General features: G+C 74.6%; 17 protein-coding genes. 10 read left to right on the plus strand and 7 right to left on the minus strand.

Annotated elements, in window-relative coordinates:
* Positions 1–97 precede the first annotated feature (97 nt).
* From T328_RS02380 to T328_RS02395, 4 genes are all read right to left on the minus strand, one after another.
* A complete protein-coding gene (locus T328_RS02380; RefSeq protein ID WP_496494100.1) occupies positions 98–2,137 on the minus strand; it encodes a protein meaA in 2,040 nt (679 codons plus the stop codon).
* On the minus strand, positions 2,137–3,570 hold the full coding sequence (ccrA, locus tag T328_RS02385; protein WP_496494101.1) for a crotonyl-CoA carboxylase/reductase: 1,434 nt from the start codon (positions 3,568–3,570) through the stop codon (positions 2,137–2,139). Before ccrA ends, T328_RS02380 begins: the two co-directional genes overlap by 1 nt.
* Positions 3,571–3,955: 385 nt before the next feature.
* On the minus strand, positions 3,956–4,753 hold the full coding sequence (locus T328_RS02390) for a TetR family transcriptional regulator (protein WP_496494102.1): 798 nt from the start codon (positions 4,751–4,753) through the stop codon (positions 3,956–3,958).
* 82 nt (positions 4,754–4,835) lie between these two features.
* Positions 4,836–6,677 carry a 3-hydroxyacyl-CoA dehydrogenase family protein gene (locus T328_RS02395; RefSeq protein ID WP_496494103.1) on the minus strand — a complete coding sequence of 614 codons (1,842 nt, stop codon included), beginning with the start codon at positions 6,675–6,677 and terminating at the stop codon, positions 4,836–4,838.
* A 425-nt stretch (positions 6,678–7,102) separates the two neighbouring features.
* Here T328_RS02395 and T328_RS02400 point away from each other — a divergent pair, with 425 nt between their 5' ends.
* Complete coding sequence (locus tag T328_RS02400) at positions 7,103–7,714, plus strand: HEAT repeat domain-containing protein (protein WP_496494104.1); 612 nt, start codon at positions 7,103–7,105, stop codon at positions 7,712–7,714.
* 81 nt (positions 7,715–7,795) lie between these two features.
* Here T328_RS02400 and T328_RS02405 read toward each other — a convergent pair whose 3' ends face one another.
* Positions 7,796–8,854, minus strand: a complete 1,059-nt coding sequence (locus T328_RS02405; protein WP_496494105.1) for an Rv2578c family radical SAM protein — start codon at positions 8,852–8,854, stop codon at positions 7,796–7,798.
* A 335-nt stretch (positions 8,855–9,189) separates the two neighbouring features.
* Between T328_RS02405 and T328_RS02410 the strand changes: the two genes are divergently transcribed.
* The 5 genes from T328_RS02410 to T328_RS02430 all read left to right on the plus strand — a co-directional run bounded on the left by T328_RS02410 (position 9,190) and on the right by T328_RS02430 (position 17,817).
* Entirely contained in the window at positions 9,190–11,703 is a 2,514-nt protein-coding gene (locus T328_RS02410; RefSeq protein ID WP_496494106.1) for an MFS transporter, read from the plus strand.
* 213 nt (positions 11,704–11,916) lie between these two features.
* Positions 11,917–12,750: a M55 family metallopeptidase gene (locus T328_RS02415; RefSeq protein WP_496494107.1), complete on the plus strand. Its 834-nt coding sequence runs from the start codon at positions 11,917–11,919 to the stop codon at positions 12,748–12,750.
* Positions 12,743–14,140, plus strand: a complete 1,398-nt coding sequence (locus tag T328_RS02420; protein WP_496494108.1) for a M20/M25/M40 family metallo-hydrolase — start codon at positions 12,743–12,745, stop codon at positions 14,138–14,140. The genes T328_RS02415 and T328_RS02420 overlap by 8 nt, the downstream gene beginning before the upstream one ends.
* 105 nt (positions 14,141–14,245) lie before the next feature.
* Entirely contained in the window at positions 14,246–17,248 is a 3,003-nt protein-coding gene (locus T328_RS02425) for a prolyl oligopeptidase family serine peptidase (RefSeq protein ID WP_496494109.1), read from the plus strand.
* A 56-nt stretch (positions 17,249–17,304) separates the two neighbouring features.
* Positions 17,305–17,817 (plus strand): DinB family protein, encoded by a 513-nt coding sequence (locus T328_RS02430; RefSeq protein WP_496494310.1) that lies wholly within the window; start codon positions 17,305–17,307, stop codon positions 17,815–17,817.
* On the opposite strand, the gene T328_RS02435 is transcribed toward T328_RS02430, so the two are convergent.
* The gene (locus T328_RS02435) at positions 17,804–18,760 is read right to left on the minus strand and encodes a LysR family transcriptional regulator (protein ID WP_496494110.1); all 957 of its coding nucleotides are present in this window, start codon (positions 18,758–18,760) and stop codon (positions 17,804–17,806) included. The genes T328_RS02430 and T328_RS02435 overlap by 14 nt on opposite strands.
* Positions 18,761–18,833: 73 nt before the next feature.
* Between T328_RS02435 and T328_RS02440 the strand changes: the two genes are divergently transcribed.
* Genes T328_RS02440 through T328_RS02455 form a run of 4 tightly spaced genes read left to right on the plus strand, consistent with a single transcriptional unit; the run spans position 18,834 to position 21,921 of the window.
* The gene (locus T328_RS02440) at positions 18,834–20,390 is read left to right on the plus strand and encodes a pyridoxal phosphate-dependent decarboxylase family protein (RefSeq protein WP_496494111.1); all 1,557 of its coding nucleotides are present in this window, start codon (positions 18,834–18,836) and stop codon (positions 20,388–20,390) included.
* Positions 20,391–20,399: 9 nt separating this feature from the next.
* Positions 20,400–20,960 (plus strand): endonuclease domain-containing protein, encoded by a 561-nt coding sequence (locus T328_RS02445; RefSeq protein ID WP_496494112.1) that lies wholly within the window; start codon positions 20,400–20,402, stop codon positions 20,958–20,960.
* 7 nt (positions 20,961–20,967) lie between these two features.
* Entirely contained in the window at positions 20,968–21,339 is a 372-nt protein-coding gene (locus tag T328_RS02450) for a glyoxalase superfamily protein (RefSeq protein ID WP_496494113.1), read from the plus strand.
* Between the two features lie 27 nt (positions 21,340–21,366).
* A complete protein-coding gene (locus tag T328_RS02455) occupies positions 21,367–21,921 on the plus strand; it encodes a GNAT family N-acetyltransferase (RefSeq protein WP_496494114.1) in 555 nt (184 codons plus the stop codon).
* 9 nt (positions 21,922–21,930) lie between these two features.
* Here T328_RS02455 and T328_RS02460 read toward each other — a convergent pair whose 3' ends face one another.
* The gene (locus tag T328_RS02460; protein WP_496494115.1) at positions 21,931–22,278 is read right to left on the minus strand and encodes a VOC family protein; all 348 of its coding nucleotides are present in this window, start codon (positions 22,276–22,278) and stop codon (positions 21,931–21,933) included.
* Between the last annotated feature and the right edge of the window lie 47 nt (positions 22,279–22,325).

Genomic DNA, 22,325 nt, shown 5'->3' on the forward strand with positions numbered 1-22,325 from the left:
TGGCCGGCCGGCAGTCCCCGGGCACCTTCCCGGGGTCCGGGGTCCGATCCCGGTACGGCGCGGCGGGCGCGCCGTGGTCGCTGGCGGTGGGCGGGGCTCATGAGGGGACCTCCAGGGGGTCGAGCTTGTTCGCGAGCCGGATCTCGTCGACGATACGGCCGATGATCTGCGTGATTCCGAAGTCCTTCGGGGTGAACACGGCGGCCACTCCGGCGGCGCGCAGCGCCCCGGCGTCCGCGGCCGGGATGATCCCGCCGACGACGACCGGCACGTCGCCGGCGCCCGCGCGGCGCAGCAGGTCCAGCACGTCCGGGACCAGCTCGGCGTGCGATCCGGAGAGGATGGACAGGCCGACGCAGTGCACGTCCTCGGCGGCGGCGGCCGTGGCGATCTGCTGGGGCGTCAGCCGGATGCCCTGGTAGACGACCTCGAAGCCGGCGTCCCGGGCGCGTACGGCGATCTGCTCCGCGCCGTTGCTGTGGCCGTCCAGGCCCGGCTTGCCGACGAGCAGCCGCAGCCGGCCGGTGCCCAGTTCCGCGGCGGTGCGCGCGGCCCGGGCCCGTACGGCGGTGAGCGCGGCGGCGCCGTCCGTGCCGGCCGCACCGTGCGGGGCCGCCGACGCGGCGACCGGCGCGCCGCCGACGCCGGTCGGGGCGCGGAACTCGCCGAAGACGTCGCGCAGCGCCCAGGCCCACTCGCCGGTGGTGACGCCGGCGCGGGCGCACTCCAGCGACGCGGGCATGAGGTTGGCCGTACCGGCGGCGGCGGCCTTCAGCGCCGTCAGCGCCCGCTGGGCGCGGGGCTCGTCGCGGGACAGCCGCCACTCGTGCGTCGCGGAGACGACGCGCGCCTCCACGTCCGCGTCGACGGTCATGATCGCGGCGTCCAGGTCCGCGGTGAGCGGGCTGGGCTCGGTCTCCGTATGGCAGTTGACGCCGACGACCCTCTCCTCGCCCGACTCGACACGGGCGCGCCGCTCCGCGTGCGAGGCGACCAGCTGCCCCTTGAGATAGCCGGACTCCACGGCCGCGACGACCCCGCCCAGCCGCTCGATGTGCGCCATCTCGGCGGTCGCGCCCTCGACCAGCCCGGCCACCCGCGCCTCCACCACATGGCTGCCGTCGAAGAGGTCCGGGTACTCCAGCAGGTCGCTCTCGTACGCCAGCACCTGCTGGATGCGCAGGCTCCACTGCTGGTCCCACGGGCGCGGCAGGCCGAGCGCCTCGTTCCAGGCGGGCAGCTGCACGGCGCGGGCGCGGGCGTCCTTCGACAGCGTCACCGCCAGCATCTCCAGCACGATGCGCTGGACGTTGTTCTCCGGCTGCGCCTCGGTCAGGCCGAGGGAGTTGACCTGCACGCCGTAGCGGAAGCGGCGCTGCCGGGGGTCCTCGATGCCGTAGCGCTCGCGCGTGACGGCGTCCCAGATGCGGGTGAACGCCCGCATCTTGCACATCTCCTCGACGAAGCGGACACCGGCGTTGACGAAGAAGGAGATGCGGGCGACGACGTCGCCCATCTTCTCCGGCGGCACCTGGCCGGAGTCTCGGACCGCGTCCAGGACGGCGGTCGCGGTGGACATCGCGTACGCGATCTCCTGCACCGGCGTCGCGCCCGCCTCCTGCAGGTGGTAGCTGCAGATGTTGATGGGGTTCCACTTCGGCATCCGGCCCACGGTGTACGCGATGGTGTCGGTGGTCAGCCGCAGCGAGGGCCCGGGCGGGAAGACGTACGTGCCGCGGGAGAGGTACTCCTTGACGATGTCGTTCTGCGTGGTGCCCGCCAGCCGCGCGATGCCCGCCTCGTCCAGGCCCTGTTCCTCGGCGACCACCTGGTAGAGCGCCAGCAGCCACATCGCGGTGGCGTTGATGGTCATGGAGGTGTTCGTCCGCGTCAGCGGGATGCCCTCGAAGAGCCGGCGCATGTCGCCCAGGTGCGAGACGGGCACGCCGACACGGCCGACCTCGCCGCGGGCGAGCACGTGGTCGGGGTCGTAGCCGGTCTGGGTGGGCAGGTCGAAGGCGACCGACAGGCCCGTCTGGCCCTTGGCCAGATTCCGCCGGTACAGCTCGTTGGACGCCTCGGCGGTGGAGTGGCCGGCGTAGGTGCGCATCAGCCAGGGCCGGTCCTTGGCCGCCATCAGACGTTCCCGGCGTGCTCGACGGCCCGCGCCGGCGCGCTCCCGCGGCCGGGCCCGGCGGGCGGGCGGGGCGGCGCGTCCGCCGCACCGGGCGTGCGGAAGAGCTGGATCGCGTCGATGTGTGCGGCGCGCTTCTCCTCGTCGCGTACGCCCAGACCCTCGGCGGGGGCGAGGCAGAGCACGCCGACCTTGCCCTGGTGCAGGTTCCGGTGCACGTCGTACGCCGCCTGGCCGGTCTGGTCGAGGGGATAGCTCCGGGAGAGGGTGGGGTGGATCTTTCCCTTGTCGATCAGCCGGTTGGCCTCCCACGCCTCGCGGTAGTTGGCGAAGTGCGAGCCGATGATCCGCTTCAGCGACATCCACAGGTAGCGGTTGTCGTACTCGTGCACGAAGCCCGAGGTGGAGGCGCAGGTGACGATGGTGCCGCCGCGGCGCGTGACGTAGACGGAGGCGCCGAAGGTCTCCCGGCCGGGGTGCTCGAAGACGATGTCGACGTCCTCGCCGCCGGTCAGCTCGCGGATGCGCTTGCCGAAGCGCTTCCACTCCCGCGGGTCCTGCTCGTGCTCGTCCCGCCAGAAGCGGTAGCCCTCGCCGCGGCGGTCGATGATCGCCTCGGCGCCCATGCGGCGGCAGATCTCCGCCTTCTCGGGGCTGGAGACCACGCAGACGGGGTTGGCGCCGCCGGCGAGCGCGAACTGCGTGGCGTACGAGCCGAGTCCGCCGCTGGCGCCCCAGATGAGCACGTTGTCGCCCTGCTTCATGCCGGCGCCGTTCCTGGAGACGAGCTGGCGGTACGCGGTGGAGTTGACGAGCCCCGGGGCGGCGGCCTCCTCCCAGGACAGGTGGCCCGGCTTGGGCATCAGCTGGTTGGACTTCACCAGCGCGATCTCCGCCAGTCCGCCGAAGTTGGTCTCGAAGCCCCAGATGCGCTGCTCGGGGTCGAGCATCGTGTCGTCGTGGCCGTCGGCGCTCTCCAGCTCCACCGACAGGCAGTGCGCGACCACCTCGTCGCCCGGGTGCCAGGCGACGACGCCCGGGCCGGTGCGCAGCACGACGCCGGCGAGGTCGGAGCCGATGACGTGGTACGGCAGGTCGTGCCGCCTGGCGAGTGGGGAGAGGCGGCCGTAGCGCTCCAGGAAGGCGAAGGTGGACACCGGCTCGAACAGGGACGTCCACACCGAGTTGTAGTTCACGGAGCTGGCCATGACCGCCACCAGCGCCTCGCCGGGGCCGAGTTCCGGCACCGGCACCTCGTCCAGGTGCAGCGACCTGCGCGGGTCCTTCTCGCGGGTGGTGAGGCCGTCGAACATCCGCGCCTCGTCCTTGTGCACCGTCACGGCCCGGTAGGACTCGGGCAGGGGCAGGGAGGCGAAGTCGGCGGCCGTGCTGTCAGGTGCCTGAATCGCGGCGAGTATCTCGTGCGTCTCGTTCATGGTGCTGCCTCCGGCGAAGCGCGTCGGGGACGCTTGAGGGACGTCGGGGGTGAGAGCTGTGCGTGCGGTTCGGCTCCGGCGGGTGGTGCCGGTGTGCGAGGTGCGGCGCGGTGGCGCCGGGGCGCCTGTGACGAGGCGCGTCCGGGTGCGCGAGCCGGGGGCTTGCGGGGACGGCCGGCGCACGCTCTGCCGTCGTGCGCCGGTCACCCGGATGTCCCGTACCGTATGGCACGGCGTGCCAGGCCGCAAGACACTCGGTGCCAACAAATTCCCTCAGATGTCGCCACCGGTGCACGGATGAGCGTGTTTAGCTACGCGAACGGCCACACGTAGGCTCCCCGGCCGGGAGCGGCCGGGGAGCCCGTGGTGCGGGTGAAACGCCTGGTCAGCCCTTCTTCAGCGCCTTCTCGATAGTGCGCATGACCTCGCTCAGCGGCGCGTCCGTGCGGGCGACCGCAACGAGTACGTCCGAGCCCTCGCCGCCGGCCGTGAGGACCGCGGGCGTGCCCGCCGCAGCTGCCTCCGCGGCGCCCGGCCCCGTCGGTCCGTGCGGCAGTCCGACGCCGGCGAACCGGGTCCGTACCACCGCGAAGGCCCGGTCGAGCTGACCCTCCACGTCGCCCTCCGCGCCCCCGCGCAGCCAGCGGCGCAGCACGTGGTTGTGGGCGGTGACCACGGCCGAGGCCGCGACCTCCGCGAGCAGCGGGCCGTCGTCGCCGTCCTGGTGCGCGCCCTCGTCGAAGTGGCCCAGCAGATAGCGGGTGAAGAGCCGCTCGTAGCGGGAGACCGAGGCGATCTCGCGCTCGCGCAGCGTCGGCACCTCCCGGGTCAGCCGGTAGCGCTCGACGGAGACCGCGGGCTGCGCGGCGTACATCCGCATGACCTCCCGGATGCCCCGGCACACGGTGTCCAGCGGGTACTCGTGCGGCGGCGCGGCGTCCAGGACGGCCTTCACCCGCTCCAGGGTGTCGTCGTGGTCCGGGAAGATCGCCTCCTCCTTGGAGCGGAAGTGGCGGAAGAAGGTGCGGCGGGCGACGCCCGCGGCGGCGGCGATCTCGTCGACTGTCGTCGCCTCGTAGCCCTTGGTCGCGAACAGCTCCATCGCGGCGGCCGCGATGTCGCGGCGCATCTTCAGGCGCTGGCTGCTGGAGTTCGAACGGCTGGGCTTCGCTGGCTGGGACATGTAAGGAACGTACTCCATGCGCGGGCCCCCTTCGGCCGCCAAGCCGCGGGCGGGGCCGCCGGGGCGGGGGCGGCCGGCGCGCTCAGCGCCGGGCGGTGGCGTACTCGCGGAAACCGCGGCCCGTCTTCACGCCGAGGCAGCCCGCGGCGACCAGGTGCTCCAGCAGCGGCGCCGGAGCCAGGCCCGGATCGCGGAACTCGCGGTGCAGCACGCGCTCGATAGCCAGCGAGACGTCCAGGCCGACGACGTCCAGCAGTTCGAACGGGCCCATGGGGTAGCCGCCGCCGAGCTTCATCGCGGCGTCGATGTCGTCGAGGGAGGCGTAGTGCTCCTGGGCCATCTTCACCGCGTTGTTCAGGTACGGGAACAGCAGCGCGTTGACGATGAAGCCGGCCCGGTCGCCGCAGTCCACCGCGTGCTTGCGCAGCCGGACGCAGACCTTGCGGACGGTGGCGTGGGCGTCGTCCGCGGTACGGACCGTGCGCACCACCTCGACGAGCTTCATCACCTGCGCCGGGTTGAAGAAGTGCATGCCGATCACGTCCTCGGGGCGCGCGGTCGCGGTGGCGCAGGCGATGACGGGCAGCGAGGAGGTGGTGGTGGCCAGCACCGCGCCGGGCCTAGCCACCTTGTCCAGGGCGGCGAACAGCCCCCGCTTGACCGCCAGGTCCTCGGCGACGGCCTCCACGACCAGGTCGGCGCCGGCCAGCGCGTCGAGGGCGCCGGCGGGGGAGATCCGGGCCAGCGCGGCGTCGCGGTCCGCGGGGGAGAGGCGGCCCCTGTCGGCGGCGCGGCGCAGCGACGCGGCGATACGGGCCTTCGCCGCCTCCGCCTTCGCCGCGCCGCGGGCGGCGAGCACGACCTCGTACCCCGCCTTCGCGAACACCTCCGCGATGCCGCTCGCCATCGTGCCGGAGCCGGCGACGCCGACCGCCTCGACCGGCCGCGGCGGCGCCGCCCACGCCGCACCGGCGGCGGGGGAGCCGGCGGCGGGAGGAGAGGCGTCCGGCACGACGGTGCCGCTGCCGGGGGCGTCGTACGCGTAGAAGCCGCGGCCCGCCTTGCGGCCGGTCAGCCCCGCGGCGGTGAGCTGGCCGAGGACGGGCGCGGGGGCGTGCAGCCGGTCCTGCGACGCGGCGTACATGGCCTCCAGCACCGTACGGGCGGTGTCGACGCCGATGAGGTCGAGCAGCTCCAGCGGGCCCATCGGCAGGCCGCAGCCGAGCTTCATCGCCGCGTCGATGTCCTCGCGGGTGGCGTACCGGGACTCGTACATCGCCGCCGCCTGGTTGAGATACCCGAAAAGCAGCCCGTCGGCGATGAACCCGGGCCGATCGCCCACCGCGACGGGCTCCTTGCCCAGCTCCCGCACCAGCGCGTTGACCTGCTCCACCGCGGACGGCTCGGTGAGGACCGAGGAGACCACCTCCACCAGCCGCATCGCCTGTACCGGGGTGAAGAAGTGCAGGCCGAGGACGCGCTCGGGACGGGCGGAGGAGGCGGCGAGCCGGGTGACGGACAGCGCGTTGGTGCCGGTGGCGATGACCGCGCCGGGGCGGACGACGCGGTCGAGTCCGGCGATGACCTGCTGCTTGATCTCGTACGACTCGGGCACCACCTCGATCACCAGATCCGCGTCGGCGGCGGCGCGCAGGTCGGGGAAGGTGCGCAGCCGGGCCAGCACGCCGGCGCGGTCGCCCTCGGTGAGCCGGCCGCGGGCGACGGCGCGGTCGGTGGCGCGCTCCAGCGCGGCGACGCAGCCGGTGGCGGCGGCCTCGCTGACGTCGATGCCGACGACCTCGCGGCCGGCGCGCGCCAGCACCTCGCACAGGCCGGTGCCCATCGTGCCGAGGCCGACGACGGCCACGGTGGGGAAGGGGATCGAGGGGGACTCGGGGGACTCGGGGACATGGCTGCGGTCCATCGCGGGACTCCAGTCGTGACGCGGGAGATGAGGGTCGGGCCGGGCCGCGTACGGCGGCGGGGGCCGCGCACGGCGGCGGGACCGGGGCACGGCGGCCCACGGCGGGAACCGCGCGGCGGCGGGGCGCGCGGCCGGCCCTGTCCCGGGGCCGGGCGTCCTCGCCACGGACACCGGGGCGCCCGTCGCGCGTGCTGTCAGTTGCCGAACCGACTTCAGCTCTCGGCGGCTGCGTCACCAGACCGCCCGAGCAGGGTGTGCTGCTCGTTCGCCGAGCTTAACTCGCGAGTAACCATGGGCGCCAGGGGGAGATTCGGGGAATGTACCTACCAGCCGGGGCACACATGGAGTGAACCCCGATCGACGAGGCCCTCACCGACCGGTGACGGGACACTACTCTGGGTGCCGGCGAGGGCAGGGGGCGAGGCATGGACCAGGAGTATCTGGCGCTCACCGAACGGATCCGCGGCAGGCTGGAGGACCCGCCGGCGCGGGCGCGGTTCGACCGCATGACCGCGCTCGCGCGACAGCGGACGACCACCGCCCACGACGAGCTGGCGCGGGTGCTGGAGCTGCCCGGGGAGCCGCTGTGGGCCCGGGAGCTGGCGGCCTTCGCGCTGGGTACCGCGGGGGACCGGCGGGCGTTCGAGACGCTGGTGCTGCTGCTCAATTACCGCGATCCGGTACGGGCGGAGAGCGCGGCGTGCGCGCTGGCCCGGCTCGGCGACCCGCGCACCGCGCGGGCGGCGGCGGCGCTGGCGACGAACCCGCTGCGCACCGCGTACGCGCTGCACGCCATCCGGCTGCTCGTCCGGCTGCGCGCGCCGGAGTCGGCGCCGGCGCTGATCAGCACCCTGCAGCGGCTGGTGCGCGAGCCGCAGCACCACTGGCCGATCGCCACCGCCTGCGTGGAGGGGCTGGGTGAGCTGGGCGACCCGGGCGCGATCCCGGCGCTCTCCGAGGCGCTCGGCTTCCCGCAGCTGTGGCGCGCGGCCACGGCGGCCATCACCCGCATCGGCCCGCGCACCCCGTCGCAGTGAGGCGGCGGACCCGGGGAGCGGCGCGAGCCGCGGGCGCGGCGGTACGGGCGGGCGCCCGGGGCGTACGGCCGTGAACCGGCGTCAGAGCAGGGTCAGCTGCGTGTTCTCCGGGCCGTCCGGCTGCGCTCCGGGCTCCTCCGCGGGCTCGATGCGGCGCGCGACGCCGGGCGCCGACGGACCTATACCCAGCTCCGTCGCGTACTCGTGCACCTGGCGGGTGATCTGGCGCTGGTACCACTTGGGCGCGTACGACCCGCCCGCGTACATCGTGCGGTACCGGCGGACCAGGTGCGGGTGGTGCCGCTCCAGCCAGGCCATGAACCACTCCCGCGCGCCCGGCCGCAGGTGCAGCACGAGCGGCGTCACGGACGTCGCGCCCGCCAGCGCCACCGCCCGTACCGTGGCGCGCAGTTGCTCAGGTGAGTCGCTGAGGAACGGGATCACCGGCGCCATCAGCACCCCGCAGCCGATGCCGTGCTCCGCCAGGGTGCGGACCACGTCGAGCCGGCGGTGCGGCGCCGGCGTGCCCGGCTCGACGGTCCGCCACAACTCGTCGTCGAGGAAGCCCACGGAGACCGCGACGCCGACGTTCGTGACCTCGGCCGACTGCTTCAGCAGCGGCAGGTCGCGGAGGATGAGTGTGCCCTTGGTGAGGATCGAGTACGGGTTGGCGAAGTCCCGCAGGGCGGCGAGGATGCCGGGCATCAGCCGGTAGCGCCCCTCGGCCCGCTGGTAGCAGTCCACGTTCGTGCCCATGGCGATGTGCTCGCCGCGCCACCGGCGGCTCGCCAGCTCGCGCCGCAGCAGCTCCGGGGCGTTGACCTTCACCACGATCTGCGAGTCGAAGCCGCGGCCGGTGTCGAGGTCCAGGTAATCGTGGGTCTTTCTCGCGAAGCAGTAGACGCAGGCGTGACTGCAGCCCCGGTAGGGGTTCACCGTCCAGTCGAAGGCCATCCGCGACGCCCCCGGCACCTTGTTGACGATGGAGCGCGCCCGCACCTCGTGGAACGTGATGCCCTGGAACTCCGGGGTGTCGAACGTGCGGGTGACGACGGCGGCCGTGCCGAAGAGGGCGGGCGGCACGCCCCCCGGGCCCGCGCCGCCGTCGGCGGCCTCGTCGGTCAGGTTCTCCCAGCGCATCGGTACCTCCCGTTGATCTGTCGCCGAGAATAGAACACACGTTCCCTTCTCGTCGAGTCCCCCGATCGAGTGATGCCGAACGGTGCCGCGTGGGACGCGCTTGCCGCGCGGTTCGCTGCTTCGGGTGGTTTTCTCCCACCGTCTTTACGTTCCTCCCGCGCCCCGGCTCCGCCCGTCCGCCGCGAAAGCCGCTGATGAGCGGCCCGATGGACGCCCTGGGCAACCGAGTTGGCGCGCCGCTTCGCGGCCGTACGGGGGGTGTGATCGCGTTTGCCCCGGGATCTGGTGCGGTGCGAGAAATGGTCCGGCGCAGGCGGACGATGGGGAGCTGGCAGGTGGGGACGACCCTGGTGAACGACGAGCCGGTCACCGTGCCCGCGGCCGGCCCGGCAGCGGGACCGGCGCAGCCGTCGGTACGTACCGGAAAGGTGGGACGTACCGGAAAGGCGGGACGCACCGGCAAGGCCGGGCCGCCGGCCGGGCCCGGCACGGCCGACGGCGACGGCGACGGCGGTGCGCTCAGTCCTCGGCGCGTACGGCTGGTCTTCCCGGCTCTGATGCTCGCGCTGCTCCTCGCCGCGCTGGAGCAGATGATCATCGCCACCGCCCTGCCGAAGATCGTCGGCGAACTGCACGGCCTGGACCGGATGTCCTGGGCGATCACCGCCTACCTGCTCACCGCCACCATCGGGCTGCCGATCTACGGCAAGCTCGGCGACCTCTTCGGCCGCAAGGGCGTCTTCCAGTTCGCCATCGTCGTGTTCGTCATCGGCTCCGCGCTGGCCGGCGCCGCACGCAGCATGGACCAGCTGATCGCGTTCCGCGCGATCCAGGGCATGGGCGCCGGCGGCCTCATCATCGGCGTGCAGGCGATCATCGCCGACATCGTCCCGGCGCGTGAACGCGGCCGCTACATGGGCCTGATCGGCGGCGCCTTCGGCCTGGCCTCGGTCGCCGGACCGCTGCTCGGCGGGTTCTTCACCGACGAGCTGTCCTGGCGCTGGTGCTTCTACTTCAACGTGCCCTTCGGTCTGGTCACCCTGCTGGTGACCGGCCTGGTGCTGAAGCTGCCCAAGCCCACCGCCCGGTCCCGTCTCGACGTCCTCGGCGCGCTGTTCCTCGCCGCCGCCTCCACCTGCCTGGTGCTGCTGACCAGTTGGGGCGGCGTGGAGCACGCCTGGACCTCCGACGTCATCCTCGGCCTGGGCGCGGGCGCCGTCGGCGCCACCGTACTGCTGCTCGTCGTGGAACACTTCGCCGTCGAACCCGTCATGCCGCTGCGGCTCTTCCGCGACAGCATCTTCAACGTCACCTCCCTGGTCGGGGTGGTGACCGGGGCGGCGATGTTCGCCGCGGCCAGCTACCTGCCGACCTTCCTGCAGATGGTCGACGGCGCCAGCGCCACCGAGTCCGGACTGCTGATGCTGCCGCTGATGATCGGCACCGTCGTCGCCTCCATCGTCGCCGGCCTGCTCATCACCCGCACCGGCCGCTACCGCCCCTACCCGGTGCTCGGCTGCGCCCTCGGCGCCGTCGGCATGTGGCTGCTCTCCCGCCTGGACGAGGACACCGGGCAGCTTTCGTACAGCATCTGGATGGCCGTCCTCGGCGTCGGCCTCGGCCTCGTCCTGCCGGTGCTCATCCTCGCCGTGCAGAACGCCGTACGCCCCACCGACCTGGGCATCGCCACCAGCGCGCACAACTACTTCCGGCAGATCGGCGGTTCGGTCGGCGCGGCCGTCTTCGGCACCGTCTTCTTCGACCGGCTCGCCCGAGAACTGGCCGGCACCCTTCCCTCGCCGCCCGCCGGCGAAACGCTGCTGGACCCGGAGTCGATCACCCCGGAGGCCGTCCACGCGCTCGACGCCGAGTTGCGCGACGGCTACATCCGCGCCTACGCCGAGGCCATGCCGGGCATCTTCCTCTACCTGGTGCCCGTGCTCCTTCTCGGTCTTCTGTTCGCCTTCCTGCTGAAGGAGAGACCACTGGTGTCCCAGAACCTCCCGGGGCCGGGCCCCGTCGCGGACGAGTATCCGACGGTCGACTCCGCGGTGCCCGCGGCCCGCGCCGGCACACTCACGGGCGCCGGCGCCGGCGTGCCCGTGTGCGGCAGCGTGCAGCACCAGGACGGCACCACCGTGCCGCGCGCGGCGCTCACGCTCATCGACGGCGCGGGCCGCCAGGTGGGGCGCGACGCCAGCCGCGAGGACGGGCGGTACGTGCTGCCCACGCCGGGCTCCGGCTCGTACGTCCTGGTGGCCGCGGCCGGCGGGCACCAGCCGCAGGCCGTCACCGTCACCGTCGGGGACCGGCCGGTCGAGCTGGACCTCGTGCTCGGCGGCGCCGGCCGCATCTGCGGCACCGTCGCGGCGGCCGACGGGACGCCGCTGGGGAACGTCGTCGTGACGCTCACCGACGCGCGCGGGGAGGTCGTCGCCTCCGCGCGCAGCGGCCACGACGGCGCGTACGCCATCGGCGAGCTGGTCTCCGGCGAGTACACCCTCGCGGCCACCGCCCCCGGCTTCCGGCCCGCCGCGCTGCCGGTCTCCGTGCAGGCGGCGCGCGAGACCCGGCAGGACGTCGAGCTGGCCGGCGGGGCGATGCTGCGCGGCACGGTACGGGCGTACGGCGGCCGGCCGGTGGAGGACGCCAGGGTCACGCTGCTGGACGCGGCCGGCAACGTCGTCGACACCGGCACCACGGGCCCGGACGGCGCGTTCCGCTTCGTCGACCTGTCCGCCGGCGAGTACACCGTCATCGCCGCCGGGTACCCGCCGGTGGCCACGGTGCTGCGCGTCGAGGGCGGCGGGCGCACGGAGCGGGACCTCCAGCTGGGGCACGGCGACTAGACCCCGCCCGGTCGGCGCGGGACCGGCCGGCGGGTGCTCGCCGCGGGCGCGGCGCCGTCGCTCGCAACCGCGCGTACACCGGACGGCTGAGGGCCCGAACCGACCTCGAAGTGGCTGGTCGCAGGGTGTTCCAGGGCAGTTGACGTGGTCTGGACCTCTGTACGTATCCACAGGGGTTTCACCGCTTCGTCCGACCGCGTACCGTGGCTCGTCATGAAGGTCTTGATCAGCGCCGACATGGAGGGGGCCACCGGCGTCACATGGCCCGCCGACGTGCTTCCCGGCGGCCCGCAGTGGGAGCGCTGCCGGCCCATGTTCACGTCCGACGTCAACGCCGCCATCGAGGGCTTCTTCGCCGGCGGCGCCGACGAGGTGCTGGTCAACGAGGCGCACTGGACGATGCGCAATCTGCTGCTGGAGCGGCTCGACGACCGCGCCCAGCTGCTCACCGGGCGGCACAAGTCGCTGTCCATGGTCGAGGGCGTGCAGCGCGGCGACGTCGACGGCATCGCCTTCGTGGGGTACCACACGGGTGCGGGCACCGAAGGGGTCCTCGCGCACACCTACCTGGCGAACTCGATCACCGGCGTCTGGCTCAACGGTGCGCGGGCCAGCGAGGGCCTGCTCAACGCGCACGTCGTCGCCGAGTTCGGGGTCCCCGTCGTGCTCGTCACCGGCGACGACAAGACCGTCGAGGACGCCAAGGGGTACGCGCCCACGGCCCCCGGCGTCGCCGTCAAGGACTACGTCTCGCGGTACGCCGCGGTGTGCCGCACCCCGGCCCGTACCGCGGCCGACATCCGGGCGGCGGCCACCGAGGCCGCCGCGCTCGCGGTGCGGACGGAGCCGGTGCGCGGCGGGCCGTTCACGGTGGAGCTGGAGTTCGACGCGGAGCACCTGGCGGGCGCGGCCACGGTCGTGCCGGGCGTGGCGCCGACCGGCGAGCGGCGCGTGGCGTATACGACGGAGACCATGTACGACGGCATCCGCTGCTTCAAGGCGGTCACCACGCTCGTCTCGGCCGCCGTGGAGGAGCAGTATGGCTGACCCGACCGCACCCGGCCCGACCCCGCACGCCCCGGCCCCGCACGCCCCGTCCGCGCCCGCCCCGGGCCCCGACGACGCGGCGCTGGACGAGGTGGTGCGCTTCACCTCCGACCTGATCCGCGTCGACACCACGAACCACGGCGGCGGCGACGGCGTCGAGCGCCAGGCCGCGGAGTACGTCGCGGAGCGCCTCGCCGACGCCGGCATCGAGCCCACCCTGTTGGAGAAGGCCCCCGACCGGACGAACGTGGTGGCCCGCATCGAGGGCACCGACCGCGGCGCCGACGCCCTCCTCGTCCACGGCCACCTCGACGTGGTGCCCGCCGAGCCCGCCGACTGGACCGTGCACCCGTTCTCCGGCGAGGTGCGCGACGGCGTGGTCTGGGGCCGCGGCGCCATCGACATGAAGAACATGGACGCGATGGTCCTCGCGGTCGTACGGGCCTGGGCGCGCGCCGGCGTCCGCCCCCGCCGCGACATCGTCCTCGCCTTCACCGCCGACGAGGAGGCCAGCGCCGAGTACGGCTCCGGCTACCTCGCCGAGGAGCACGGCCCGCTCTTCGACGGCTGCACCGAGGGCATCAGCGAGTCCGGGGCCTTCACCTTCCACGCCGGCGACGGCCTCCGCCTGTACCCGGTCGCGGCCGGCGAGCGCGGCACGGCCTGGCTGCGGCTGACCGCCCGTGGCCGCGCCGGCCACGGCTCGAAGGTCAACGCCGACAACGCCGTCTCCCGCCTGGCCGCCGCCGTCGGCCGGATCGGCGAGCACCGGTGGCCCGTCCGGCTCACCCCGACGGTCCGCGCGGCGCTGATCGGGACCGCCGCGGTGTACGGGGTCGAGGTCACCCCTGAGGAACTCGACGAACCCGGCTTCGACGTGGACGCGCTGCTCGCCAAGCTCGGCCCCGCCGCCGCCCTCATCGCCCCCACCGTGCGCAACAGCACCAACCCCACCGTCCTGGCCGCCGGCTACAAGGTGAACGTCATCCCGGGCAGCGCCACCGCCCAGGTCGACGGCCGGATGGTGGCCGGCGGCGAGGAGGAGTTCGCCCGCACGCTCGACGAGCTGACCGGACCGCACGTCGACTGGGAGTTCAGCCACCGCGAGGTGCCGCTGACCGCCCCCGTCGACGCGCCCCTCTACGCCGCCATGCGCTCCTCCCTGCAGCGCTTCGACCCCGACGCGCACGTCGTGCCGTACTGCATGTCCGGCGGCACCGACGCCAAGCAGTTCTCCCGCCTCGGCGTCGTCGGCTACGGCTTCTCGCCGCTGAAGCTCCCCGCCGGCTTCGACTACCAGGCGCTGTTCCACGGCGTGGACGAGCGTGTGCCGGTGGAGGCGCTGCACTTCGGCGTGCGCGTGCTGGACGACTTCCTCAGATCGGCCTGACGGCACACCGCCCCCGAAACCGCGCGGGAAGCAAGCAACGACCAGCGAGCGCGCCGGTGAGCGCACCGGCGCCGCGACCACCAGCGGAAAGAGACGACGCCGCCCGTGACCACCGCACCGTACGGCACCTGGACCTCCCCCCTCACCGCCGCCCTCGCCGCGACCCACGACGGCCGCCCGGAGTATCTGGACACCGTCGGCGACGAGGTGTGGTGGACCGCCCCGCGACCGCGGGAGGGGGGCCGCCGGGCGCTGGTGCGGCTGCGCCCGGACGGCACCGAGGAGTCGGTGCTGCCGCCGCCGTGGAACGTGCGCAACAGGGTCATCGAGTACGGCGGCCGGCCCTGGGCGGGCGGGCCGCGCGCCACCGGCGGCCCGCTGATCGTCTTCACCCACTTCGCCGACCAGCGGCTGTACGCGTACGAGCCCGACCGGGGCGCCGCGCCGCGCCCGCTCACGCCCGTCTCCACGCCCGGCGGCGGGCTGCGCTGGTGCGACCCCGTCGTGCTGCCCGAGCGCGGCGAAGTGTGGTGCGTGCTGGAGGAGTTCACCGGCCCGGCCCCCACCGACGTACGCCGCGCGCTCGCCGCCGTGCCGCTCGACGGCTCGGCGTCCGCCGACCGCGCCGCCGTCCGCGAGCTGACCGACGACCGGCACCGCTTCGTCACCGGCCCGCGCCTCTCCCCGGACGGCCGGCAGGCCGCCTGGATCGCCTGGGACCACCCGCAGATGCCCTGGGACGGCACGGAGTTGCGCGTCGGCGACGTCACCGGCGACGGCCGGCTGGCCGGGGTCACGACGGTGCTCGGCGCCCAGACCGGCCCCGAGGCGGAGTCCGTGGCGCAGGCCGAGTGGCTGCCGGACGGCACGCTCGTGGCCGCCACCGACCGCAGCGGCTGGTGGAACCTGCACCGGGTCGACCCCGCCACCGCCGTGACGAGCCCGCTCTGCCCGCTGCCCGAGGAGTTCGCCGACGCCCTGTGGAAGGTCGGGCTGCGCTGGTTCGCCGTCCTCGGCAGCGGCCTCGTCGCCACCCTGCACGGCACCGGCGGCACCCGCCTCGGGGTCCTCGACCCCGCCACCGGCGACCTGGCCGACGTGCCGGGCCCCTGGTCGAACTGGGCCGCGGCCCTCGCGGTCGCCGGCGACCGGGTCTTCGGCCTGGCCGCGAGCCCCGCCACCGGGTACGAGGTCGTCGAGCTGGACACCGCCACCGGCTACGCCCGGGTCGCCGGCAACGCCCATTCGGACGCCGTCGACCCGGCCCTCCTGCCGCGGCCCGTCTCCCGCACCTTCGCCGGACCCGAAGGACGCGAGGTGCACGCCCACGTCTACCCGCCGCGGCACCCGGAGTTCACCGGTCCCGAGGGCGAGCTCCCGCCGTACGTGATCTGGGCGCACGGCGGCCCCACCGGGCACGTACCGCTCGTACTCGACCTGGAGATCGCCTACTTCACCTCCCGCGGCATCGGCGTCGCCGAGGTCAACTACGGCGGCTCCACCGGCTACGGCCGCGCCTACCGCGAGCGGCTGCGTGAGCAGTGGGGCGTCGTCGACGTCGAGGACTGTGCCGCCGTCGCCCGCGCGCTCGCCGGCGAAGGTACCGCCGACCCCGCCCGGCTGGCGATCCGCGGCGGCAGCGCGGGCGGCTGGACGACCGCCGCGTCCCTCACCTCGCCGCTCGCCGAGGGGCTGTACGCGTGCGGCACGATCACCTATCCCATCCTCGACCTGGCCGGCTGGGCCACGGACGAGACCCACGACTTCGAGTCGCGCTACCTGGAGTCGCTGGTCGGCCCGTTCGCCGAGGTGCCCGGGCGGTACCGCGAACGCTCCCCGGTCCACCGCGCCGACCGGATCACCGCGCCGTTCCTGCTGCTGCAGGGGCTCGACGACGTGATCTGCCCGCCGGTGCAGTGCGAACGGTTCCTGGACGCGGTCGCCGGCCGGGGCGTGCCGCACGCGTACCTCACCTTCGAGGGCGAGGGCCACGGCTTCCGGCGGGCCGACACGATGATCCGGGCGCTGGAGGCCGAGCTGTCGCTGTACGCGCAGACGTTCGGCTTCGCGGCGCCGGACGTGCCCGCCGTCGACCTGGGCGCGCCCGTACTCCCCGCCGGTACCGCCGTCCCCGCCGCCGCTGCTGCCGTCCCCGCTTCCTCCGCCCCGGCTGCCGGGTCCGCCGTCGCGCTCGTCCGCCCCCGCCGCCTGCGCCCCGGCGACCGGGTCGCGGTGGTCGCACCCAGCAGCGGGTTCCCGCGCAAGGAGCTGGACGCCGGCGTCGAGGTGCTGCGCGGCTGGGGCCTCGACGTCGTCGTCCACCCCACCGCCTACGGCGAACACGACCGGCTGTCCTACCTCGCCGCCGACGACGCCGCCCGCGCCCGCGACTTCGAGCGCGCGTGGTGCGACCCGGAGGTCGCCGCCGTCTTCTCCGGCCGGGGCGGCTACGGTGCCCACCGCATGCTCGACCACGTCGACTGGACCGCCCTGCGCACCGCCGGACCGAAGGTCTACGTCGGCTTCAGCGACGCCACCGCCCTGCACGAGGCCGTCGCCACCCACCTCGGCGTGGTCACCCTGCACGCCCCGATGCCCGCCTGGGTCCCGTTCGCCGCGGACGACGCCACCCGCGAGCACCTGCGCCGCACCCTCTTCGAGCCGGCCTCCGTGCAGCGCCTGACCAGCCCTGGCGCCCGCGCCCTCGTCCCCGGCCGCGCCCGCGGCGTGACCCTCGGCGGCTGCGTCAGCCTGCTGGCCGCCGGCCTCGGCACCCCCGGCGCCCGCACCGGCGCCGCCGGCGGCATCCTGCTCATCGAGGACACCGAGGAGGAGGACTACCGCCTGGACCGCATCCTCACCCAGCTCCGCCGCACCGGCTGGCTGACCGGCGTCGCCGGCGTCGTCTGCGGCACCTGGGCGGACTGCGGCCCGTACGACGACGTCCGCGCCGTGCTCGCCGACCGGCTCGGCGATCTCGGCGTGCCGGTGCTGGAGGGCCTGGACTTCGGCCACGGCGTCCCCGCCCTCACCGTGCCGCTCGGCGTCCCCGCCGTCCTCGACGCGGACGCCGGCACCCTCACCTTCGACACCCCGGGGCTCGCATGAGACGACCCGCCCGCGGCGCCGCGCGAGCCGCGCCGCGGCCGCCCGGCCGGTCGCGGATGCCGATCGACGAACCCGCGCCCGGCTCCCGTACGGACCCGCGCGAACTGCTGGACACGTACCTCGACCACTACCGGGCCGAGGTGCTGCGCAAGCTGGACGGCCTCGCCGAGGAGGAGCTGCGCTCCAGCCGGGTGGCCTCCGGCTGGACGCCGCTGGAGCTGCTGGTCCACCTGACGTGGGTGGAGCGGCGCTGGTTCGCGTGGGGCTTCGCCGCCCGGCCGCTGCCGGACCCGTGGGGCGACCGCGACCCGGACGACCGCTGGACGGTCCCGGCCGACGTCACCACCGAGGAGCTGAAGGAGGCGTTCCGCGCGGCGTGCGCCGGCTCCCGGGAGATCGTCGCCGGCGTCCCGCTGGACCGCACGGCCGCCGTGGGCGGGCGCTTCGCGACCGCCGCCGAGGCGCCGTCGCTGGCGCTGATCCTCTTCCACGTGCTTCAGGAGTACGCGCGCCACGCCGGCCATCTCGACATCGTCCGGGAGTTGGCCGACGGCGTCACCGGCGAGTGACGTCCGTCTGAGCGTCCCCGCCGCCGGGCACCGCCTCGGTCGCGCGCCCATGCCGGGCCCACGGCTCGTGGCCGGCGCCGAGCAGGGCCGCGCGGAGTGCCCGTACGGGGGCGGTGGCGGCGTCCTGCGAACGGTGGGCCAGAGCGAGGGTCAGCTCCCAGCGCGGCAGGTCGGCGACGGGCAGTTCGACGAGTGCGCCGGCGGAAAGGTCCGGGCCGACCGTCGAGCGGGTCAGCACCCCGACGTGGCTCCCGCGGCGGGCCAGGCTCGCCACCGTCTCGGCGGGCGAGACGGGGTACAGCCGGGTGGACGGCACGGGCGCCGCGCGCAGCAGGTCGAGGAAGCGCGCCGCGCCGTCGCCCCACGTCGTACAGGCCACCGGGTGCGCCGCGAGGTCCCGGATCCGCAGCGGGCCGCCGCCGTCCAGCGCGTGCCCCGGGCGGGCGACGCAGACCACCGGGTCGGTCAGGAACGGCTCCACGGTCAGCGTGTGCGGGTACGGGCCGGGCACCACGAACCCGACGTCGACGGTGTGGTCGTCCAGGCCGCGCACCACCTCCTCGCTGTGCGCGTCGGTGCACGCGACCTCCACGTCCAGCGGCGCGAGCGCGTCGAGCACCCGTGGCACCACGCTCGGCGCGAACGTGGCATGCAGGGCGACCCGCACCCGCGGCCGGCCGCGCTCGGCCCGTACCACCGCGACCGCCTCCTCGGCGAGCGCGAGGCAGCGTTCGGCGTACGGCAGCAGCCGCTCGCCGGCCGCGGTGAGCCGCACGCCCCGGCCGCCGCGCACGAACAGCAAACGGCCGAGATCGCGTTCGAGCCGGGCCATCCGCTCGCTGACGGCCGGCTGGCTCAGCCGCAGCCCCGCCGCGCCCCGGCCGAAGCTGCCGGCCGCGGCCACCGACCGGAACACCCGCAGATCCTCCAACGACACAGCCATAGGAAAACCCTATGTCCGGCCATCGGAAAGTCGCCCCTTCCCTGCCGCCGGGCCCGCTTGTGAAGATCGGCCCATGAACGGGTACGCACCGATGCACGACGACGACCTCACCGCGGCGGCGCTCGCCGCCGAACACCGGCGCCTCGGCGCCGCCGCGACGCGGCTGGTCGCCGACTACGCCGCCGCGCTCGACGGCCTCCCCGTCTGCTCCGGCGCCACCGCGGCCGAGCTGCGCGAGCGCTTCGCCGGGCCGCTGCCCGACCGGGGGGCGGACCCGGTGGAGCTGCTCGACGCGCTCGCCCGCGACGTCGTCGCCGACGCCACGCACATCTCCAGCCCGCGCTACTTCGGGTTGTTCAACCCGGCGCCGCTGCCGGTGGCCGTCTGGACCGACGCGCTGTGCTCCGCGCTCAACCAGAACGCCGCGGCCTGGCGGCAGTCGCCGACCGCGACCGCGCTGGAGGAGCGCGTGCTGCGCTGGCTGTGTGACCTGCTCGGCTACGGCGACGGCGCGTTCGGCACGCTCACCAGCGGTGGGTCGGAGGCGAACCTCATCGGGCTGAAGTGCGCCCGGGACGCGGCGGCCGGGTCCGCCGCCACCGCAGGGCTCGGCGGGGCGCAGTTGCGCGTGTACGCCTCGGAACAGGCCCACTTCTCGCTGGTCAAGGGCGTGGACATGCTCGGGATCGGCCGGGCGAACCTGCGCCGTGTCGACACCGACGCGCGTTTCCGCGTCCGCGTCGGCGAGCTGCGCGCCGCCGTCGAGCGGGACCTCGCCGCGGGGCTGCGGCCGGCCTGCGTCGTCGGCGTCGCGGGCACCACGTCCACCGGGGCCGTCGACCCGCTGGCCGAACTCGCCGAGGTGGCCGCGGAGTACGGGCTGTGGTTCCACGTCGACGCGGCGTACGGCGGGGCGCTGGCGTTCTCCCCGGAGCACCGCGGGCTGCTGCGGGGCGTGGCGCGGGCGGACTCGGCGACGCTGGACCCGCACAAGTGGATGTTCGTGCCGTTCTCCTGCGGCGCGCTGCTGGCCCGCGGCGGTGCGCGGGTGCTGCGGGACGCGTTCGACACCGACCCGGCGTACCTGGACGACCGGCGGGGCGCGGAACGGCCGCCGGCGGACGGCGCCCCGGACGACGGCCCGCCCGACTTCTTCCGGCTCGGGCAGCTCGGCACCCGGCGCGCCAACGCGCTCAAGCTGTGGGCCGCGCTCGCCGGCCTCGGCCGCGACGGCTACCGGCGCATCGTCGAACGGCAGGTGGACCTCACCCGGCACCTCGCCGCGGAGCTGGCCGCCGCCGACGGCTTCGAGCCGGTCGGCGACGTGCAGACCGCGGTGTGCTGCGTGCGCTACCTGCCCGCGGCGGTACGCCGGGCGCCGGCGGGGACGCGGGACGCGGTGCAGCGTGCGCTCCAGCAGCGCGTCGAGCGCGGCGGGCGGGCGTGGGTGGCTACCACGGTGCTGGACGGGCGGCGGGCGCTGCGGATCAACGTCAACGGGTTCCTCACCCGCCGGGAACACGTGGACGAACTCGTCGCGCTGCTGCGGGCGGAGGGGCCGCGGGCGGCGGCCGAGGTCGGTGCCGATGTCAGTGCCGATGGCAGTGGCGATGTCAGTGGCGGGCCGTAACGTCGGGGCATGAGCAGCACGCCACCGCCGGGCCGCGAGGTCCCCGCCTGCCACGAGTGGACGCCGCCCGACGAGCCGGGCGGCGCGGCCCGCTCACCCGCCGCCGCGTCCCCCGTGCCCGCCGCCGGGCAGGGCGGGGCGCTCGCGGCGATACGGCGGTGGCAGGCCGGCCGGTGCGCGGTCTGCGGGCTGCGTCCGGTCCGGCTCGTCATCGACCACCACCACGTCTCCGGGCTGGTCCGCGGGCTGCTCTGCGAGTCGTGCAACGTCGCCGAGGGCCGCCGCACCTCGTACTACGCCGAGCCCTACGCCTCGTACCGCCGCCGCCCGCCCGCGGTGATCGTCGGTCTCACCGAGCGCTACCCCCACTGGCGCCCCAACGCCTACCACTACGTCCTCGGCGACCCTCCCGACGACCCCGCGCTGGCCGCCCGCGTCCTGGACCACCTCATACGCCACCCGCCCCGGCGCCCCGCCGGCCGCCCGGTCGAGATCCCCGGGCTGCCCGGCCACTACCTGGTGGGCGACGAGATGCGCCGTCTCGCCGAGCGGCTGGCGGCGGAGGCATAGTGGAGACATGACTGTCCTCTTCAGACGCACGGTTCCGGTCCTCCGCATCTTCGACATCGCGAAGGCCCGCGAGTTCTACGTCGACTACCTGGGCTTCACGGTCGACTGGGAGCACAGGTTCTCCGACGGCCTCCCGCTCTACATGCAGGTCTCCCGCGGCGGCCTCACCCTCCACCTCAGCGAGCACCACGGCGACGCCAGCCCCGGCGGCACCGTCTACGTCGAGGTCGACGGCGTGGGCGAACTGCACGCGGAGCTCAAGGCCAAGGACTACGCGTACCTGAAGCCGGGGCTTGAGGAGGACGCCGGGATCGGCACGGTCCTGGAGCTGACCGACCCCTTCGGCAACCGGCTGCGGCTCGTCCAGCCGAACCCCTGACCCGGGGCCGGGGCGTACACTCACCCGGTGCCCGAGAACGACTTCATCGCGGCCGGCGCCCGCACCGCGATCCGACTCCCGCGCCCCGCCGACGAGGAGGAGTTCCTCGCCCGCGCCCGCGACAGCGCCGCGCTCCACCGCCCGTGGCTCGCCCCGCCCGCCACCCCCGCGGACTACCGCGCCTATCTGGAGCGGCTCACCGAACCGCAGACCGAGGGATTCCTCGTCTGCGAGCGGGAGTCCGGCGCGATCGCCGGCTTCGTCAACATCAACGCCATCGTCCGCCGCGCCTTCCTCTCCGGAGCCCTCGGCTACGCCGCCTTCGTCCCCTACGCCGGCCGCGGCCACATGTCCGAGGGGATCGACCTCGTCGTCCGCCACGCCTTCACCGATCTCGGCCTGCACCGCCTGGAGATCAACGTCCAGCCGGGCAACGCCGCCTCCATCGCGCTGGCCAAGCGCGCCGGCTTCCGCCTGGAGGGCTTCTCGCCCGACTACCTGTTCATCGGCGGCGCCTGGCGCGACCACGAACGCTGGGCCCTGACCGCCGAGATGGTCGACGGCCTGGGCGGCCGACGTTAGGGCCTGTCGTCAGCGGCGGCGGTCGACGTACTCGAAGATGCTGCCGTCGGGGTGGCGGGCCACCAGGTTGCGCCCGATCGGGGTCTCCGAGGGGCCCGCGACGATCTCGGCGCCGACCGACCGCAGCGTCGCGTACGCCTCGGTCACGTCCTTGACCGCCAGCGTCGCGGTGATCTTGCGCAGCACGTCGAGGGTCTGCGGCGGGCCGGACATCAACAGGAAGCAGCCGACCGCGGCGACGGAGACGCCCGCGTGCGAGAAGCGCTGCGCCTGTTCGCCGGTCAGCCTCTCGTACGCGGCGACGGCGGACTCCAGATCGTCCACGCAGATGCGCAGTGAGGTGCCGAGGATCTCCATGGGGAGAGTCTAGGGGCGGCGAAGGCGCGCGGGACGCCGGGCCGTTG

The organism is Streptomyces sp. CNX435 (genome assembly GCF_059570575.1).

Bases quoted from the DNA above. Each gene is read 5' to 3' on its own strand.
- T328_RS02380 (WP_496494100.1), bottom strand. From the start codon at position 2,137: ATGGCGGCCAAGGACCGGCCCTGGCTGATGCGCACCTACGCCGGCCAC.
- ccrA (WP_496494101.1), bottom strand. From the start codon at position 3,570: ATGAACGAGACGCACGAGATACTCGCCGCGATTCAGGCACCTGACAGC.
- T328_RS02390 (WP_496494102.1), bottom strand. From the start codon at position 4,753: ATGTCCCAGCCAGCGAAGCCCAGCCGTTCGAACTCCAGCAGCCAGCGC.
- T328_RS02395 (WP_496494103.1), bottom strand. From the start codon at position 6,677: ATGGACCGCAGCCATGTCCCCGAGTCCCCCGAGTCCCCCTCGATCCCC.
- T328_RS02400 (WP_496494104.1), top strand. From the start codon at position 7,103: ATGGACCAGGAGTATCTGGCGCTCACCGAACGGATCCGCGGCAGGCTG.
- T328_RS02405 (WP_496494105.1), bottom strand. From the start codon at position 8,854: ATGCGCTGGGAGAACCTGACCGACGAGGCCGCCGACGGCGGCGCGGGC.
- T328_RS02415 (WP_496494107.1), top strand. From the start codon at position 11,917: ATGAAGGTCTTGATCAGCGCCGACATGGAGGGGGCCACCGGCGTCACA.
- T328_RS02420 (WP_496494108.1), top strand. From the start codon at position 12,743: ATGGCTGACCCGACCGCACCCGGCCCGACCCCGCACGCCCCGGCCCCG.
- T328_RS02430 (WP_496494310.1), top strand. From the start codon at position 17,305: ATGCCGATCGACGAACCCGCGCCCGGCTCCCGTACGGACCCGCGCGAA.
- T328_RS02435 (WP_496494110.1), bottom strand. From the start codon at position 18,760: ATGGCTGTGTCGTTGGAGGATCTGCGGGTGTTCCGGTCGGTGGCCGCG.
- T328_RS02440 (WP_496494111.1), top strand. From the start codon at position 18,834: ATGAACGGGTACGCACCGATGCACGACGACGACCTCACCGCGGCGGCG.
- T328_RS02445 (WP_496494112.1), top strand. From the start codon at position 20,400: ATGAGCAGCACGCCACCGCCGGGCCGCGAGGTCCCCGCCTGCCACGAG.
- T328_RS02450 (WP_496494113.1), top strand. From the start codon at position 20,968: ATGACTGTCCTCTTCAGACGCACGGTTCCGGTCCTCCGCATCTTCGAC.
- T328_RS02460 (WP_496494115.1), bottom strand. From the start codon at position 22,278: ATGGAGATCCTCGGCACCTCACTGCGCATCTGCGTGGACGATCTGGAG.